At 54.3% G+C, this 14971-nt stretch carries 17 protein-coding genes; 11 read left to right on the plus strand and 6 right to left on the minus strand.

Going from position 1 to position 14971, the window contains the following annotated elements:
• The 9 genes from secF (at position 1) to Q0478_RS08935 (ending at position 5800) form a co-directional block, all read left to right on the plus strand.
• Positions 1 to 969: a protein translocase subunit SecF gene (gene secF, locus Q0478_RS08895; RefSeq protein WP_298678439.1), complete on the plus strand. Its 969-nt coding sequence runs from the start codon at positions 1 to 3 to the stop codon at positions 967 to 969.
• Positions 962 to 1714 (plus strand): sulfite exporter TauE/SafE family protein, encoded by a 753-nt coding sequence (locus tag Q0478_RS08900; protein WP_298678441.1) that lies wholly within the window; start codon positions 962 to 964, stop codon positions 1712 to 1714. Before secF ends, Q0478_RS08900 begins: the two co-directional genes overlap by 8 nt.
• Before the next feature lie 3 nt (positions 1715 to 1717).
• Complete coding sequence (locus Q0478_RS08905) at positions 1718 to 2071, plus strand: Mth938-like domain-containing protein (RefSeq protein WP_298678443.1); 354 nt, start codon at positions 1718 to 1720, stop codon at positions 2069 to 2071.
• Between the two features lie 10 nt (positions 2072 to 2081).
• Entirely contained in the window at positions 2082 to 2699 is a 618-nt protein-coding gene (ccmA, locus tag Q0478_RS08910) for a heme ABC exporter ATP-binding protein CcmA (protein ID WP_298678446.1), read from the plus strand.
• Positions 2696 to 3352, plus strand: coding sequence for a heme exporter protein CcmB (gene ccmB, locus Q0478_RS08915; RefSeq protein ID WP_298678448.1), 657 nt, complete (start codon positions 2696 to 2698; stop codon positions 3350 to 3352). The genes ccmA and ccmB overlap by 4 nt, the downstream gene beginning before the upstream one ends.
• A gap of 68 nt (positions 3353 to 3420) precedes the next feature.
• Positions 3421 to 4152, plus strand: coding sequence for a heme ABC transporter permease (locus Q0478_RS08920; RefSeq protein WP_298678450.1), 732 nt, complete (start codon positions 3421 to 3423; stop codon positions 4150 to 4152).
• The gene (gene ccmD / locus Q0478_RS08925) at positions 4149 to 4307 is read left to right on the plus strand and encodes a heme exporter protein CcmD (protein ID WP_298678452.1); all 159 of its coding nucleotides are present in this window, start codon (positions 4149 to 4151) and stop codon (positions 4305 to 4307) included. Before Q0478_RS08920 ends, ccmD begins: the two co-directional genes overlap by 4 nt.
• On the plus strand, positions 4300 to 4842 hold the full coding sequence (locus Q0478_RS08930; RefSeq protein ID WP_298678454.1) for a DsbE family thiol:disulfide interchange protein: 543 nt from the start codon (positions 4300 to 4302) through the stop codon (positions 4840 to 4842). The genes ccmD and Q0478_RS08930 overlap by 8 nt, the downstream gene beginning before the upstream one ends.
• A 127-nt stretch (positions 4843 to 4969) precedes the next feature.
• Positions 4970 to 5800: a bifunctional allantoicase/(S)-ureidoglycine aminohydrolase gene (locus tag Q0478_RS08935; RefSeq protein ID WP_298678456.1), complete on the plus strand. Its 831-nt coding sequence runs from the start codon at positions 4970 to 4972 to the stop codon at positions 5798 to 5800.
• A 67-nt stretch (positions 5801 to 5867) separates the two neighbouring features.
• Here the strand turns inward: Q0478_RS08935 and Q0478_RS08940 are convergent, their stop codons facing one another.
• Genes Q0478_RS08940 through puuE form a run of 3 tightly spaced genes read right to left on the minus strand, consistent with a single transcriptional unit; the run spans position 5868 to position 9244 of the window.
• The gene (locus tag Q0478_RS08940) at positions 5868 to 7289 is read right to left on the minus strand and encodes a nucleobase:cation symporter-2 family protein (protein WP_298678458.1); all 1422 of its coding nucleotides are present in this window, start codon (positions 7287 to 7289) and stop codon (positions 5868 to 5870) included.
• Positions 7290 to 7343: 54 nt separating this feature from the next.
• Positions 7344 to 7832 carry an ureidoglycolate lyase gene (locus Q0478_RS08945; protein ID WP_298678460.1) on the minus strand — a complete coding sequence of 163 codons (489 nt, stop codon included), beginning with the start codon at positions 7830 to 7832 and terminating at the stop codon, positions 7344 to 7346.
• The gene (gene puuE, locus Q0478_RS08950) at positions 7829 to 9244 is read right to left on the minus strand and encodes an allantoinase PuuE (RefSeq protein WP_298678461.1); all 1416 of its coding nucleotides are present in this window, start codon (positions 9242 to 9244) and stop codon (positions 7829 to 7831) included. Before puuE ends, Q0478_RS08945 begins: the two co-directional genes overlap by 4 nt.
• A 142-nt stretch (positions 9245 to 9386) precedes the next feature.
• On the opposite strand from puuE, the gene uraH reads away from it, so the two are divergent.
• Positions 9387 to 9746 carry a hydroxyisourate hydrolase gene (gene uraH, locus Q0478_RS08955; protein ID WP_298678463.1) on the plus strand — a complete coding sequence of 120 codons (360 nt, stop codon included), beginning with the start codon at positions 9387 to 9389 and terminating at the stop codon, positions 9744 to 9746.
• Here the strand turns inward: uraH and Q0478_RS08960 are convergent.
• Positions 9743 to 10648: a LysR family transcriptional regulator gene (locus Q0478_RS08960; protein ID WP_298678465.1), complete on the minus strand. Its 906-nt coding sequence runs from the start codon at positions 10646 to 10648 to the stop codon at positions 9743 to 9745. The genes uraH and Q0478_RS08960 overlap by 4 nt on opposite strands.
• A gap of 99 nt (positions 10649 to 10747) precedes the next feature.
• Between Q0478_RS08960 and Q0478_RS08965 the strand changes: the two genes are divergently transcribed.
• The gene (locus Q0478_RS08965; protein ID WP_298678467.1) at positions 10748 to 12004 is read left to right on the plus strand and encodes a urate hydroxylase PuuD; all 1257 of its coding nucleotides are present in this window, start codon (positions 10748 to 10750) and stop codon (positions 12002 to 12004) included.
• On the opposite strand, the gene dddP is transcribed toward Q0478_RS08965, so the two are convergent.
• Positions 11999 to 13339 carry a dimethylsulfonioproprionate lyase DddP gene (gene dddP, locus Q0478_RS08970; RefSeq protein ID WP_298678469.1) on the minus strand — a complete coding sequence of 447 codons (1341 nt, stop codon included), beginning with the start codon at positions 13337 to 13339 and terminating at the stop codon, positions 11999 to 12001. The two genes, Q0478_RS08965 and dddP, sit on opposite strands and share 6 nt — an antisense overlap.
• A gap of 193 nt (positions 13340 to 13532) precedes the next feature.
• On the minus strand, positions 13533 to 14939 hold the full coding sequence (gene glnA / locus Q0478_RS08975; protein ID WP_298678471.1) for a type I glutamate--ammonia ligase: 1407 nt from the start codon (positions 14937 to 14939) through the stop codon (positions 13533 to 13535).
• Positions 14940 to 14971: the final 32 nt, after the last annotated feature.

Here is a 14971-nt window from a genome sequence, read left to right on the forward strand (position 1 = left end):
ATGCGATTGAGACTTGTTCCACAAGAGACAAACTGGGATTTCTTTGAGCGCTACAAGCTTTGGCTTGGCATATCGGCATTCATGATGGTTGTGGCCTTTGTGAGCTTTCTGCTCCAAGGCCTCAACTATGGCATCGACTTTCGGGGCGGCACGACAATCCGAACGGAGAGCTCGCAGCCTGTCATTATTGCAGAGTATCGTCAGGCTATTGAACCGCTTCAACTGGGCGATATCTCAATCACAGAAGTGTTCGACCCGACGTTTGCAGACGATCAGAATGTCGCCATGATCCGCATCCAGGCTCAGGATGGTGAAGAAGCGGTGACAGCCGCAGTTGTGGCGTCTGTCCAAACTGTCCTGCAAGAAATAGCGCCAGATCTAACGTTTACCTCGGTAGAAAGCGTAGGGCCAAAAGTGTCAGGTGAGCTCATACAGACCGCGGCTATTGCTGTTGTCCTGGCCATAGGCGCGGTTTTGATCTACATCTGGCTGCGTTTTGAATGGCAGTTTGCTTTGGGGGCAGTTGTGGCGCTTGTTCATGACGTCTTGCTCACAATTGGGATTTTTTCCGAGCTTCAAATCCGGTTTGATCTGGCAATCATCGCCGCTCTTCTGACGATTGTCGGATATTCGCTCAACGATACGGTGGTTGTTTTTGATCGGGTGCGCGAAAATCTTCGCAAGTATAAGCAAAAGCCGTTGAACGAGGTTCTCAACCTGTCAATCAACGAGACATTGAGCCGCACGATGATGACATCGGTAACAACACTTCTGGCCCTGTTGGCGCTGTTTGTGCTGGGGGGGGATGTGATCAGAGGCTTTGTCTTTGCCATGATTTGGGGTGTCATCATCGGAACCTACAGTTCTGTGTTTGTGGCCTCAACGATCCTGCTTTGGCTGGGCGTGAAGCGCGATTGGTCAAAACCTGACGCAAATCTGGGCACCCAGTTTGGCAATATAGATGCCTGAAACTCTAAGCGCGGCTTGGGGGCAAGAAGGGCTTTATTGGCTTTTTCTGACAGCTTTTGTTGCTGGAATGGTGCGTGGCTTTTCAGGCTTTGGAACGGCCATGATTTTCATTCCGGTCGCGAGCAAGTTTGTGGAGCCCGTTTGGGGGCTGATCATGCTGACGGTGATGGATGTTTTTGCGCCTCTGCCAAACTTGCCCCGCGCGTGGCGCGACGGGGATCCGAAAGATATCGCTCGTTTGGGTGCAGCAACCCTTCTGTCGATCCCCTTGGGTTTGGCTGTGTTATTGGCTCTTCCGGCCGAGGTGTTTCGCTATCTGGTTGCCTGTCTTGCAATCATTGTGCCGGTGGCACTCTTGGGAGGCTATCGCTATCGCGGCCCCATGACCCCGGGCGTGATGTATGCGGGCGGAGCCTTGGCCGGCTTCTCGGGCGGTGCTGCGGGCCTGCCTGGGCCTCCTGTTGTGATGCTGTATGCGGCCAGTCTGAAAGCGGTGAGCAGTATTCGAGCAAATACGATGATGTATTTGTTTTTGTTCGATATCTTCTTGCTTTTGTGGCTTTCGTTGTCGGGCCAGCTTGTGCCATTGCCTGTATGGCTCGGATTGTTGCTGTTTGTTCCGGCACTTTTGGGAAACATTTTAGGGGCAGCTGTTTTTGATCCTGCCAAAGAAAAGCTGTATCGTGCGATTGCCTATGCGATCATATGTCTTGCGGCATTAACATCTTTGCCATTATGGGAGTGAGCTATGAAACTCACCGAGATGCAATTTTCAGAAGCCCAGCCAGTCGAAGGCTATGGGGCAGGGTTTTTCCGGATCAACGGTCAGCGTTTTGAAGGCGGAATTCTTGTCACGGTCAATGGTATTCAACCCTGGGCGGGCTATGAAGACTCTGAGAGCCTACTGGCTTTGCAGGGGGAGGTTGATGTCATCTTTATCGGCACAGGCGTTGAGATTGCGCATCTTCCGGCCCCTTTGAGGGTGCAAATTGAAAAAGCCGGTATGGGCGTTGAGGTCATGGCCTCCCCATCAGCCTGCCGCACCTATAATGTTCTCGCGGCCGAGGGGCGGCGGGTCGCGCTCGCCGCTCTGCCCGTATGAGTGGTGTGAAATGGAGCTTGTCGTTCAAGATCTGAGTGTCGCGCGGGGGGGGCTGCCCGTTTTGAGTGGGGTGAGCTTTTCCGTCTCCCAAGGGCAGGCACTCGTGCTGCGTGGACCGAACGGAATCGGCAAGACAACACTGTTGCGCACGCTTGCGGGGCTTCAGCCGGCCTTGTCGGGCAATATCAGCCTTGACCGCGAGGCAATGGCTTATGCGGCGCATATTGATGGGATCAAATCTACCTTGACGGTTGAGGAAAACCTGAATTTTTGGGCCGATGTGTTTGAGCTGAACGAGATCGAACATGCGATCGCGTGCTTTGAACTTGGTTCCCTGCGAAGCCGTCCGGCAGGGCTGCTTTCTGCTGGCCAGAAACGGCGATTGGGATTGGCAAGATTACTGGTAACTGGTCGCCCTGTCTGGATATTGGACGAGCCGACCGTTTCACTTGATCAGGCCGCTGTGGCGCTCTTTGGCGCTGCGGTCAAAGCACATCTTGCACAGGGCGGCTTGGCAATCATGGCCACGCATATTGACTTGGGGTTAGAAGAGGCCCTGCCGCTCGAACTGGGCCAGTTCAGAGCCCGTTCCACCTTGGCTGACAATTTTGACGAGGCATTCTTATGATGGCTCTGTTGCGGCGCGACCTGACGCTTGCGGTTCGGGCTGGTGGGGGTTTTGGGTTGGGCCTTTCCTTCTTCCTTATCGTGGTTGTTTTGGTGCCATTTGGTGTGGGGCCAGAAACAGCCCTGCTTGGCAGGATTGCCCCCGGAATTTTATGGGTTGCTGCTTTGCTGGCTTGCCTTTTGTCTTTGGACCGGATTTTTTCGTTGGATTTTGAAGATGGCTCGCTTGATCTGTTGGCGACATCGCCATTGCCCCTTGAGGGGGTGGTGGCGTCAAAAGCAGTCGCACATTGGCTCGCGACAGGGTTGCCTCTTGTGATTGCGGCGCCTGTCTTTGCGCTTTTGATGAGTTTGCCACAAGAAGGTTATGGTCCCATCGTGCTGTCTTTGTTGCTTGGAACGCCTGCACTATCGGTCATTGGCGCGTTTGGAGCTGCTTTGACAGTTGGCATCAAGCGTGGTGGGCTATTGCTGAGCCTTCTTGTCCTGCCACTTTATGTGCCGACTCTTATCTTTGGAGCGGAAGTTGCGCGGCGTGGCGTGGAAGGGCAGGGCTATGGCCCCCCCCTGTTGATGCTTGCCGGGATCAGTTTCGCGGCCTTGGCGCTGTTGCCATTTGCCAGCGCTGCGGTGTTGCGCGTGAACTTGCGCTAATGTGACCTCTGGGCACTGGAAATCCTTTTGAAATTCAGGCAAGGGAATATGTAAAGGGAGAGGGCTTGATGGCGTCAATCTGGGAATATGCGAACCCGCTGAAATTTATGCGCACAACAGAGCGGTTGTTGCCCGTGGTGGCCGTTGCCGCTGCGGTATGCCTTATTGGCGGACTTATCTGGGGTTTTTTCTTTACGCCGGATGATTTTCGTCAAGGCTCGACAGTCAAAATTTTCTATATCCATGTGCCGAGTGCAATGATGGCTATCAACATATGGGGCATGATGCTCGTAACCTCGCTTATCTGGCTCGTGCGCCGGCATCATGTGAGCGCTTTGGCAGCTCGCGCCGCGGCGCCTATTGGGGCTGTGATGACGGTGATAGCGCTCTTTACGGGCGCGGTATGGGGCCAGCCGATGTGGGGAACTTGGTGGGCCTGGGACCCACGTTTGACGTCCTTTCTGATCTTGTTCTTGTTTTACCTTGGCTACATGGCGCTTTGGGCTGCGATTGAAAACGATGATACAGCGGCAGATTTGACCAGTGTTCTCTGTCTTGTCGGCTCCGTTTTTGCGCTCTTGTCGCGCTATGCTGTCAATTTCTGGAATCAGGGCCTTCACCAGGGCGCTTCGCTTTCACTGGACAAAGAAGAAAATGTGGCAGATGTCTTTTGGTATCCGGCGCTGGTAGCGATTGCGGGGTTTGTGTTGCTGTTTGTGGCTCTGGTTATTGTGCGGACAAACACAGAAATAAGAGCACGGCGCACACGGGCGCTCTTGGCTCGGGAGCGTTTGGGATGAGCCCTGATCTTGGAAAATATGCAGCCGAAGTTCTTTCGGCCTATGGTGTGTCTATCCTGCTGCTCGTGGCTCTGGTCTGGCGCAGTGTGGCGCGCGCAAAGCGGGTGAAGGCAGAGCTGGAGGCTGTTGAGACAAGGAAAGCGCCCCATGGCTAAAATCTCGCCCATGATGCTGGCGCCGCCAGTGGTTTTTCTGGGTCTCGCGGCCCTGATGTTTTTGGGTTTACAGCGCGAAGACCCCGACGCCTTGCCATCTGCGCTTGAGGGCAAAACGGCACCCGCTGTGATGTTGACAGAAATCGCAGGGCAACCCTTGTTTGATGACGAGGTGTTGCGCAGCGAAGGCGTTAAGCTGGTTAATTTTTGGGCGAGCTGGTGTGCACCTTGCCGGGTTGAGCACCCCAATCTTGAGCTTCTGGCCTCGGAGGGCGTCCCGATCTATGGGGTCAATTATAAAGACAAGGCGCCAAATGCGCTGAAGTTCTTGGACGAGCTTGGCAACCCCTATGTGGGGCTTGGGGCCGATAAAGCCGGGCGCATGGCTCTCAATTGGGGTGTTTATGGGGTGCCTGAAACCTATGTGATTTCTGGCAACGGAGACATCATTCTGCGGTTTGCGGGCCCGATCACGAAGCGGGCGCTGCAAGAGACAATTCGCCCAGCCATCTTGCGCGCTCAGGGTGGCTCCTGACGGGCTATGCCCCTGTTGGCTCGGGTTTCAATTTATGGCTAAGGATGCTTCAGGCATTTAAGCATGGAAACTTCGCTTAAAATACGGCCCAATGCCTCAAAGACAACCACTTCCAAAGGGCCCAGCCGTGACAAACTCAAATTACTATGCGCCGCATGGCGGCCTTGCGGCACAAACCCAGCTTTTGACTGACAGGGCAATGTTTACAGAAGCTTACGCGGTTATTCCCAAAAGCACATTCAGCGATATTGTGACAAGTTATCTGCCGTTTTGGGAAGGCGCGCGGTTTTGGGTAATTGCGCGCCCTCTGTCTGGCTTTGCTGAAACATTCTCACAATATATCGCCGATGTGCAGCCCAATGGTGGTAGCAAACAACCAGAAACCGAGGCAGGTGTGCAGGCTGTCATCTTTGTGGTGGAAGGGGGGCTAACCCTCACAATTGATGGTATCGACCATGTTCTGGAGCAGGGGGGATATGCCTATTTGCCCGCTGATCTTCCATGGAGCCTCTGGAACCACACAGACACAGCTGTAAAATTTCATTGGCTGCGCAAGCGTTACGAAGCGGTTGCCGGTATTGAGGCCCCAGAGGCCTTTGTCACAAACGAGCGCGACATTGCCCCAACACCTATGGCAGGGACTGAGGGTAAATGGGCGACAACCCGTTTTGTTGCACCGGAGGATTTGCGCCATGACATGCATGTGAACATTGTCACCTTCGAGCCGGGCGCTGTTATTCCTTTCGCTGAGACCCATGTCATGGAGCACGGGCTATACGTTCTGGAGGGCAAGGCCGTTTATCGGCTCAACCAGGAGTGGGTGGAGGTCGAAGCCGGGGATTTCATGTGGCTGCGCGCATTTTGTCCGCAGGCCTGTTATGCAGGGGGGCCAGGCCGGTTTCGCTACCTGCTCTACAAAGATGTAAACAGGCATATGAAATTCCCCTCAAATCTCTGATCGATGAAAAAAACCGGCGCTCTTTGAGAACGCCGGTTTGAGTTGCCGCTTTGTGCAAGAGGCTTGCTTATTTGAGCGATCCTTTGCCTTGTCCTGCATGACCGCCTGAAACCTCTTCAGTGGCTTCTTCGGCAAGTTCTTCCGGCAGGATCAAATTCAGCACAATCGCGATTGCCGCCGCTGGGAGCAGGCCGGACGTCAGCAAAATGCGCGCGGTCTGCCCCATGTGTTGCAATGCGTTGGGTTCCAGTTGCAATCCGAGGCCAATCGACAGCGAAATGGCAAAAATCACCATGTTGCGACGGTTCCATGTAACATCTGACAGCATTGAAATACCTGCGGCCACAACCATTCCGAACATCACAATGACGCCACCGCCCAACACCTCGATCGGAACTGTGCGGATGATGCCCCCGACTTTTGGGATAAGGCCACAAATGATCAGGAAAATGGCACCGCATGTCACAACGTGGCGGCTCATCACACCTGTCATGGCGATCAATCCGACGTTTTGGCTGAAAGATGTGTTTGGAAAGCCGCCAAAAATGCCGGCAATTGCCGTGCCCAAACCGTCTGCATAGGTTGCGCCGGCGATCTCTGTGTCACGCGCTTCCCGGTTGGCTCCACCCTTGCAGATCCCAGAGACATCTCCGACCGTTTCAATCGCGGAAATGAAAGCCATCAAACAAAATCCGATGACAGCTGCGATTGAGAACTCAAAGCCGTATTTGAACGGTTGTGGCAGGGCGAAAGCTGCCGAGCGCTCCCATGATGTCGCGATCGCTTCAAAGGAGAGCATTCCGACGGCCAAGGCATAAATATAACCGACGATAAGCCCGATCAGAACGGCAGAGATAGACAGCATTCCACGCGTAAAAAATTTCAGGCCAAGCGTCACCACGATGACAACCAGCGCCGCCGACCAGTTGAGCAGTGAGCCATATTCAGGTGTTCCAATGGCTGGCACGCCGCCCGCAGCATATTGAATCCCGACCTTGACCAGCGCCAAGCCAATCATCGTCACCACAAGGCCGGTGACCAATGGGGGCAGTGCGAAGCGAATTTTTCCAATCACTGTCCCGAGGAGTGCGTGAAACACCCCACCGATGATCACGCCGCCAAAGAGTGCGGCAAGCCCATCAACGCCCTTGCCAGCCACCAGTGGAATCATAATGGGCAGAAAGGCAAAAGAGGTGCCCTGAACGATGGGAAGCCCGGCGCCGACAGGGCCAAGTGTGATTGTTTGTAAAAGCGTTGCAACCCCGGCAAAGAGCATGGACATCTGTATGAGATAAAGCAGCTCCGGAAAATCAGGTGAATTGGATCCGAACCCAAAACCTGCGGCACCTGCCACGATGATTGCGGGCGTCACGTTTGATACAAACATCGCCAAGACATGCTGGATGCCGAGCGGTATCGCACGCGAGAGCGGGGGCGTATAGTCGGGATCTCTGAGTTGCTCTGCTGTCCCTATTGAATTGTCAGTCATGGTGTCCTCCGTGTTGACTGTTTGTTTGACTGCTTCTGTTGGCAGTTCGTTTTGTTATGGGGCTTCTATCGTATAAGCCTCGGCAAAGATGTGCTCTTCAAGGTTCGGTCCGTCTCCAATGCGGTCGACAACGATATACTGACCGCTGCTGTTGAGGGGGGCGAGCACACCATGCCAGACGTTGCGATGGATATTGATGGATTGGTGTGGCTGAGAAATGAAGGCGCGGGGGCAGCAGGGCTCACCCGCGCGATCTGTGGCCACGCTGATAATCATAGGAACGCCGGATAGGGGAATGAAAGCCTGGCTGCCCTGCGGGTGCCGCTCCATCAGGTCAAGACAGAGGGGAAGTCGGCGGGCTTTGGCGTTGAAAAGGCTGATCCCGGCGCGCCCAGACCCGAAATCCAGCGTGGCAAGATCATGAAATCTTTCGCAGAGACCTTGGTTGATGAGTTTATCAGCCTCCCCTCGGGCTTCAATGACATCGCCAAAGGGGGCAAAGCTCTCGGCGCACAACGGTTGCGCTTGGAGGCGGCGGTTCATGGGAGGAGATCCTGAAGACGAAATTGAGCAATGCGCTCAACTTGGTGACAGGCTTGGGCAAGCTCGGTGCTCCGGTCATTTTGAATGCGCGTTTCAAAGGCAGCCAATATTGAGGCTTTGTTATGATCGCGCACGGCAATGATGAAAGGGAAGCCGTGTTTGGCGGTATAGGTGTCATTGAACCTTGTGAATGTGGCGCGTTCCTCATCTGTCAGATAGTCAAGGCCCGCGCTGGCCTGTTCTGTTGTGCTTTCTGGGGTCAGAGCACCCGCCGCTGCCAGTTTGCCTGCAAGGTCCGGGTGGGCCTTCAGCACAGCCAGGCGCTGATCGGGGCTCGAGGATCTGAACACACGACACAGCGCATTGTGAACCCCCACCGCAGAGTCATGTGCCGGACCAAGTTCGAGCTCCCAGGCCTGTTCGGCAATCCAAGGGGAGTGCTCAAAAATTGTGCCATAGAGCTCTACAAAGCGCTGTTGGCTCATCTGGCTGGGACGTTCCCAGCGTTTGTGCGGGTGTGTGTGCGCCCAATGTTGAGCAATTTCTAGCCGTGTTGGCGTCCAGACGTCTGGAAACTGTTTGATATGCTCAATGAAGCGTTTGAGGCCTGCGATTTTCCCGGGGCGTCCAATGAGGCGGCAATGCAATCCGACAGACATCATGGCCGGCCGGCCGGCTGCGCCTTCTGCGTAAAGCGTGTCAAAAGCGTCGATCATATATGCGCCAAAATCGTCGCCAGTCACCCATCCGGGGGCCGTTGCAAAGCGCATGTCGTTGGCTTCCAGAGTATAGGGAATGATGAGCTGGTCGCGCGGGCCAACTTCGAGCCAATATGGTAAATCGTCGTCGTAAGTGTCTGAGATATAATCAAACTGACCTGTTTCTGCGGCCAACCTTACGGTGTTGAGCGAGCATCGCCCAGTATACCATCCGCGCGGCGGCGCACCCACGACTTCCCTGTGCAGCCTGATCGCTTCAGCGATAGCTGCGCGTTCTTGCTCTGCGGGCATGTCTTTGTGCTCAATCCATTTGAGCCCGTGACTGGCAATCTCCCAGCCAGCGTCTTTCATGGCCTGAACCTGCTCCGGGCTGCGCGCGAGGGCACTGGCCACGCCATAGATCGTCACAGGGATATCGGCCTCGGTAAACAGGCGGTGCAGACGCCAGAAACCGGCACGCGCTCCATATCCGTAGATGGATTCCATATTCCAATGGCGCTTGCCTTGCCATTGCGCCGCGCCGGGAATGTCGGACAAGAAGGCTTCTGACGCGGTGTCTCCGTGCAACAGACAATTCTCGCCGCCTTCCTCGTAATTCAGGACAAACTGGACGGCGGTTTTGCAGTTGTTGGGCCAGCGCGGGTTCTCAGGATTTGGTCCATGGCCGCGCATGTCGCGTAGGTAACGTCTCACCTGTGTCTCCCTGTTTTGGCCTTTTAACCTTAAATCAGTCTCGGAAACTTGTATTATTTTTTTGAAAGAGCTTTTTGCTGGTTCTTTATAGATACAGTCCCTCTAGATGGGCATTACCCATTGTCAAGAACAGGAGGCCCAGATGACTGGCTATTTGACAACACATGTGCTGGATACTGCCCGGGGATGCCCCGCTGAGGGCCTCAAAATAGAGCTGTTCCGCTTAGAAAATGAGCAAGGTTCGCGCCAGCATGTGCGCGCGCTTGTGACAAATTCTGACGGGCGCACCGATACCCAAATCCTGCCGCAAGCTGAATTTCAGACTGGCATCTATGAGCTTGTGTTTCATGCTGGCGCCTATCTTGATGCCATCGGCACGCCCCCAGAAACGCCGAGGTTTCTGGATGTCATCCCTTTGAGGTTCGGCATGTCAGAACCGGCCCATTATCATGTGCCCTTGCTTCTTTCGCCATTTGGATACTCTACCTATCGAGGCAGCTAGGCGGGCAGGGCCGCGGTGATATGCTCTACCATGAACTCGATGAACAGGCGTGATTTTGGGTCCTGTTTGCGGCGGTGCATGTAAAGGCAAGCGAGCTGGATTGGCAGGGGGGGCTCGCTTTGGAGGACCGGCACAAGGCGGCCCTGCTCCAGGTGTTCATGCACTTCGAACACGGGTTTCAGGATGATCCCATGGCCCTCCAGCGCCCAACTGGTCAAGATTTCTCCATGATCGGTTTCAAACGGCCCAGAAACCGTGACACGTTGCACGCCGTTGGCCTGCTGTAGGGGCCATTGAAACTCCGGTGCTCCGGGATAGCGCAGGTTCAGGCAGTCATGTTGTGGGGTTTTGAGATCAGCACTGCTCCGTGGGGCGCCGCGGGCCGCAATGTAGGCTGGCGAGGCACAGAGAACTCTCGGGCAATCAGCAATTTTGCGTATTCGCAGAGTGCTGTCTTCCGGAACCCCAAGAAAAAATGCCGCATCAAGCCCCTCTGCGGCCAGATCGAGTTTTCGATCTGAAAGACGCAGCCGGATATTGATCTGTGGATAGAGCTTGTGAAACTTTGGAACCGCCGGTGCGATGAACTTCTGTCCCAGCCCCAAAGGTGCCGCAACATAAAGCGTTCCGCGAGGCGATTGGGTGATGTCATTGATATCAGCCTCAGCTTCGCTGACCGCCTCCAGAATTTTTGTCGCGCCCTTGTAAAAGGTGTTTCCCTGTTCTGTCGGGGTTAAGAGGCGGGTGGTTCGCTGAAAAAGGCGCACCCCGAGCTTGTCTTCAAGCTGGGATATCCGTGATGAGGCCACAGCCGCCGAGATGCGCAAATCACGCGCGGCAGCGGACATGTTGCGAAGCTCATAGACGCGCACAAAAGTTTGGATATTGTCGAGGTAAGCCATTTATCTTTCGGATTTTTTTGAAGCTGCTTGGGTCTTTTATAGAATACACGTCAAATGCTCTGTAGGCTAGGTTGCAATCAAACCGCCAAAGGAAAGCTCATGCACGAATTTGCCATTATGTGGGACTGGATCGGCTTCGCGGTCCGCTGGCTTCATGTCATCACGGCAATGGCTTGGATTGGGGCGTCATTTTATTTTATTGCTCTTGATTTGATGTTGAGGCCGAACACGAACCTGCCCAATGGCGCTTATGGCGAAGAGTGGGAGGTGCACGGCGGTGGATTTTACCATACGGTGAAGTATCTTGTGGCTCCTGACAGAATGCCCGAGCATCTGACATGGCACAAATGGCAAAGCTACACGACATGGCTCAGCGGGGCAGCGCTGTTGATGATCATCTATTGGGTGGGGGGGGAGCTATACCTCATTGACGCCAACAAGGCCGATTTGACCCTTACTCAAGGAATTCTGATTTCCGCAGGGTCGCTGACGTTTGGCTGGCTGGTTTACGACTTTTTGTGCAAATCCAAGCTCGGGGAGCGGCCCACAATTTTGATGGTGGTGCTATTTGGTATCTTGGTGGCGATGGGCTGGGGCTATAACGAGATTTTCACGGGTCGCGCGACGATGCTGCATCTCGGTGCTTTCACAGCCACGATCATGACAGCCAATGTCTTTTTTCAGATCATGCCCAACCAGCGCATCGTCGTCGCTGACCTGATGGCTGGACGCACGCCTGATGCCAAATATGGCAAAATCGCCAAGCTGCGCTCGACGCACAACAACTACCTAACTTTGCCTGTTATTTTCCTGATGCTGAGCAATCACTATCCGTTGGCATTTGCCTCGCAGTATAATTGGGTTATCGCGGCGCTTATTTTTCTGATGGGCGTAACGATCCGCCACTACTTCAACACCATGCATTCCACCGGTAAGGGGCCACTGTGGACTTGGCTGGCCACAGCGCTGCTGTTTGTCGCTGTGATGTGGCTTTCGACAGCACCTTTGCAAGACAGAAGCGAAGAGACCTTGGCGCTCACAAACCGTGAACAGGTTTTTGAGCAGACCGCAGGTTACGACGCGGTGCATGATATCGTGTTGGGGCGCTGTTCGATGTGCCATGCGCGCGAAACATTTTATGATGGTGTGCCAATTGCGCCCAAAGGGGTCTATCTTGAAACCAAGTCGGATATTTTGCGCCATGCCCGCGAGATTTATCTTCAAGCCGGTATAACCCGGGCGATGCCACCCGCCAATGTAACTTATATAGAGCCCCAAGAGCGCGCAGCCATTGCTGCTTGGTATCAGGCTGCTGTGCAAGAGCAGTCTTTCTCTCTGGTGCTCAACGGTTCATAGGCCCATGAGAGCTGGGTCAAATGGATAAGTGGTCAGGTTTTCATACCCGTCTTCCGTGATCAGAACCTGATCTTCCAATTTGATCGAAAAATCGCCCCCCACAGCTCCCACGGCCGCCTCGACACAAAGCACCATGCCTGGCTCCAACGCGTAGTCAAAAGCGCCTGCGACCGCTTTATCCGGGTAAGCCACCAGCGGCCACTCATCACAAAGCCCCACCCCGTGCATGAGACAACCGTATTTCTGTGCCTGAAACTGCTCATCGAGCCGGTGACAGTTTGCGCTAAGCTCGGGAATCGTGACCCCGGGTCTGAGCATCTCCATGTTTGTCATGATGTGCTCATGGGCGTGTTGCATGGCATAGATCATGTCAGGGCGGGGCTTTTGATCGCCAATCCACCAGGTGCGGCTGATATCAACGCAGATCCCGTAGGACCCAATCAAATCTGTATCAAAAGCCACAATCTCGTTGTTTTGCACGATCCTTGGGCCACATTCCTGAAACCAGGGGTTCGTGCGAGGCCCTGAGGCAAGCAGCCGCGTTTCGATCCATTCCCCGCCGCGCTTTATGTTCTCGGCGTGCAAAACGGCCCAGATATCATCCTCGGAAGTCGCGCCATTGGGAACATTTGCGCGGGCAAAATCTTCCATCTTGCGCACGGCAGTTTCACAGGCGTGATGGGCGCAGCGCATCGCAAGAATTTCGTCATGCCCTTTGATTGCCCGGGTTTTCTCGGTAACTTCCTCGCCTTCCATGATCTCAAAACCCTGCGCCTCCAGGGCGCGGTAGCCATGCAGCATGGCTTTATCGACAGCAAGTCGCATGTTTGAGCCTGCGTGCTCCGTTATCAGTTGGCGCACCTCATTGGCAAAAACATCTGCAGCGATATCCACTTTGTCTCCGCGGTCAAAGTAGAACAGATCGGCCCCAGAGCGTTGCTCACGCACAAGCGGGTTAAATTCCGATAGAAAAGGAGAATTCTTGTAGTCCCAGATCACCATATAGCCATCGGCACAGAGCAAAACAGCCCGAAAGGGATTGTGCGTGTTCCAGAGCTGCATGTTGGTGCTGTCGGTCGCGTAGCGGATGTTAAGAGGGTCAAACATCAGCAATCCGCCATAGCCGCGCGCCACGATAGCTTGCGTCAGCCGGTTCCAGCGATAGCTGCGCATGGCGCTCAGGTCGGGTGCGCGCAAGCCAGCAGTGGCCCATTCTCCAAAGGCCAGCTGCGTGGGGCCAATTTCAACGCGATTGTTATCATTTGGGCTACCATCGGCCAATTGTGCGCCGCGCTGCGGATCAATCTTGCGTGTATCCCGATAATGTTCGTTCATCAGATTTCTCCCCTGTCTTCTTGCCAGTCTGGCGTTCGGGGGAGGTGAGATCCTGCTTGTTCGCGTCTTTCGGGCGTCGTTTTTCACAAAGTAGGGGAGATTGCAGAGAGGCTGTTTTAGGCTCTATGCGCCGCTGTTGGCACGACGGCAAAAAGAAAGGCCCACCTCACATAGAGGTGGGCCCACAAGCTGCTTAGCAGCTGTAATACATCCCGAATTCAACGGGGTGTGGTGTGTGCTCATAATGGAGAACTTCTTCCATTTTGAGGTCAATGTAGCCTTCGATCTGATCTTTGGTGAAGACGTCACCGGCGAGCAGGAAGTCGTGGTCAGCTTTGAGGCAGTCGATTGCCTCGCGCAGAGAGCCACAAACCGTTGGGATGCCTGCCAGCTCTTCGGCGGGCAGATCATACAGGTTCTTGTCCATCGCCTCGCCTGGGTCGATCTTGTTTTTGATGCCGTCAAGGCCAGCCATGAGCAGCGCCGCAAAGCACAGGTATGGGTTGGCAGATGGATCAGGGAAACGTGCTTCCACGCGCTTGGCTTTTGGGCTTTCAGTCCATGGGATGCGGACACATCCTGAGCGGTTGCGCGCGGAATATGCGCGCAGAACAGGCGCTTCAAACCCTGGGATCAGCCGCTTGTAGCTGTTGGTTGACGGGTTGGTGAAGGCGTTGAGCGTTTTTGCGTGCTTGAGAATGCCACCAATGAAATAAAGCGCTTCCTGGCTCAGATCGGCATATTTGTCACCTGCAAACAGGGGCTTGCCATCTTTCCAGATGGACATATTCACATGCATACCAGTGCCATTATCGCCATATATCGGCTTGGGCATGAATGTCGCTGATTTGCCGTAAGCATGAGCAACATTGTGGATTACATATTTGTATTTCTGGATCTCGTCGGCTTGCTTGGTCAACGTGCCAAAAATAAGGCCCAGCTCGTGCTGGCACGAGGCCACTTCATGGTGATGCTTGTCAACCTTCATGCCGAGGCTTTTCATGGTCGACAGCATTTCAGAGCGCAGGTCTTGCGCATCATCAATCGGGTTTACGGGGAAGTAGCCGCCTTTGAGGCCCGGACGGTGGCCCGAGTTGCCCATTTCATAGTCGGTGTCTGTGTTCCAAGACCCGTCAATTGCATCCACTTCATAGGACACTTTGTTGATTTTGTTTTCAAAACGAACATCATCAAAGATAAAAAATTCGGCTTCTGGCCCCATAAACGCAGAGTCACCAATGCCTGATTCAATAAGGTAAGCCTCGGCCTTCTGAGCGGTTCCGCGAGGGTCGCGCTCATAGGCTTCGCCAGTGTCAGGCTCGACAATCGAGCAGTGCAGACAAAGGGTTTTTTCCGCATAGAACGGATCGATATAGGCGCTTTGCGTGTCAGCGATCAGCTTCATGTCGGAATTCTCGATGGATTTCCAACCTGCAATTGAGGACCCGTCAAACATGAACCCTTCTTCGAGGAAGTCTTCGTCAACGAGGTCCACGTCAACGGTTACATGCTGAAGCTTGCCGCGCACATCTGTAAAGCGGATGTCGACATAGGCAACTTCTTCGTCTTTCAGCGTCTTGAGAACGTCTTTGACACTCATTCTCTCTGTCCTTCTTGTTTGGAAATAGTGGA

Origin of the sequence: uncultured Lentibacter sp., from assembly GCF_937123735.1 — a bacterium.
Classification (GTDB): domain Bacteria; phylum Pseudomonadota; class Alphaproteobacteria; order Rhodobacterales; family Rhodobacteraceae; genus Lentibacter.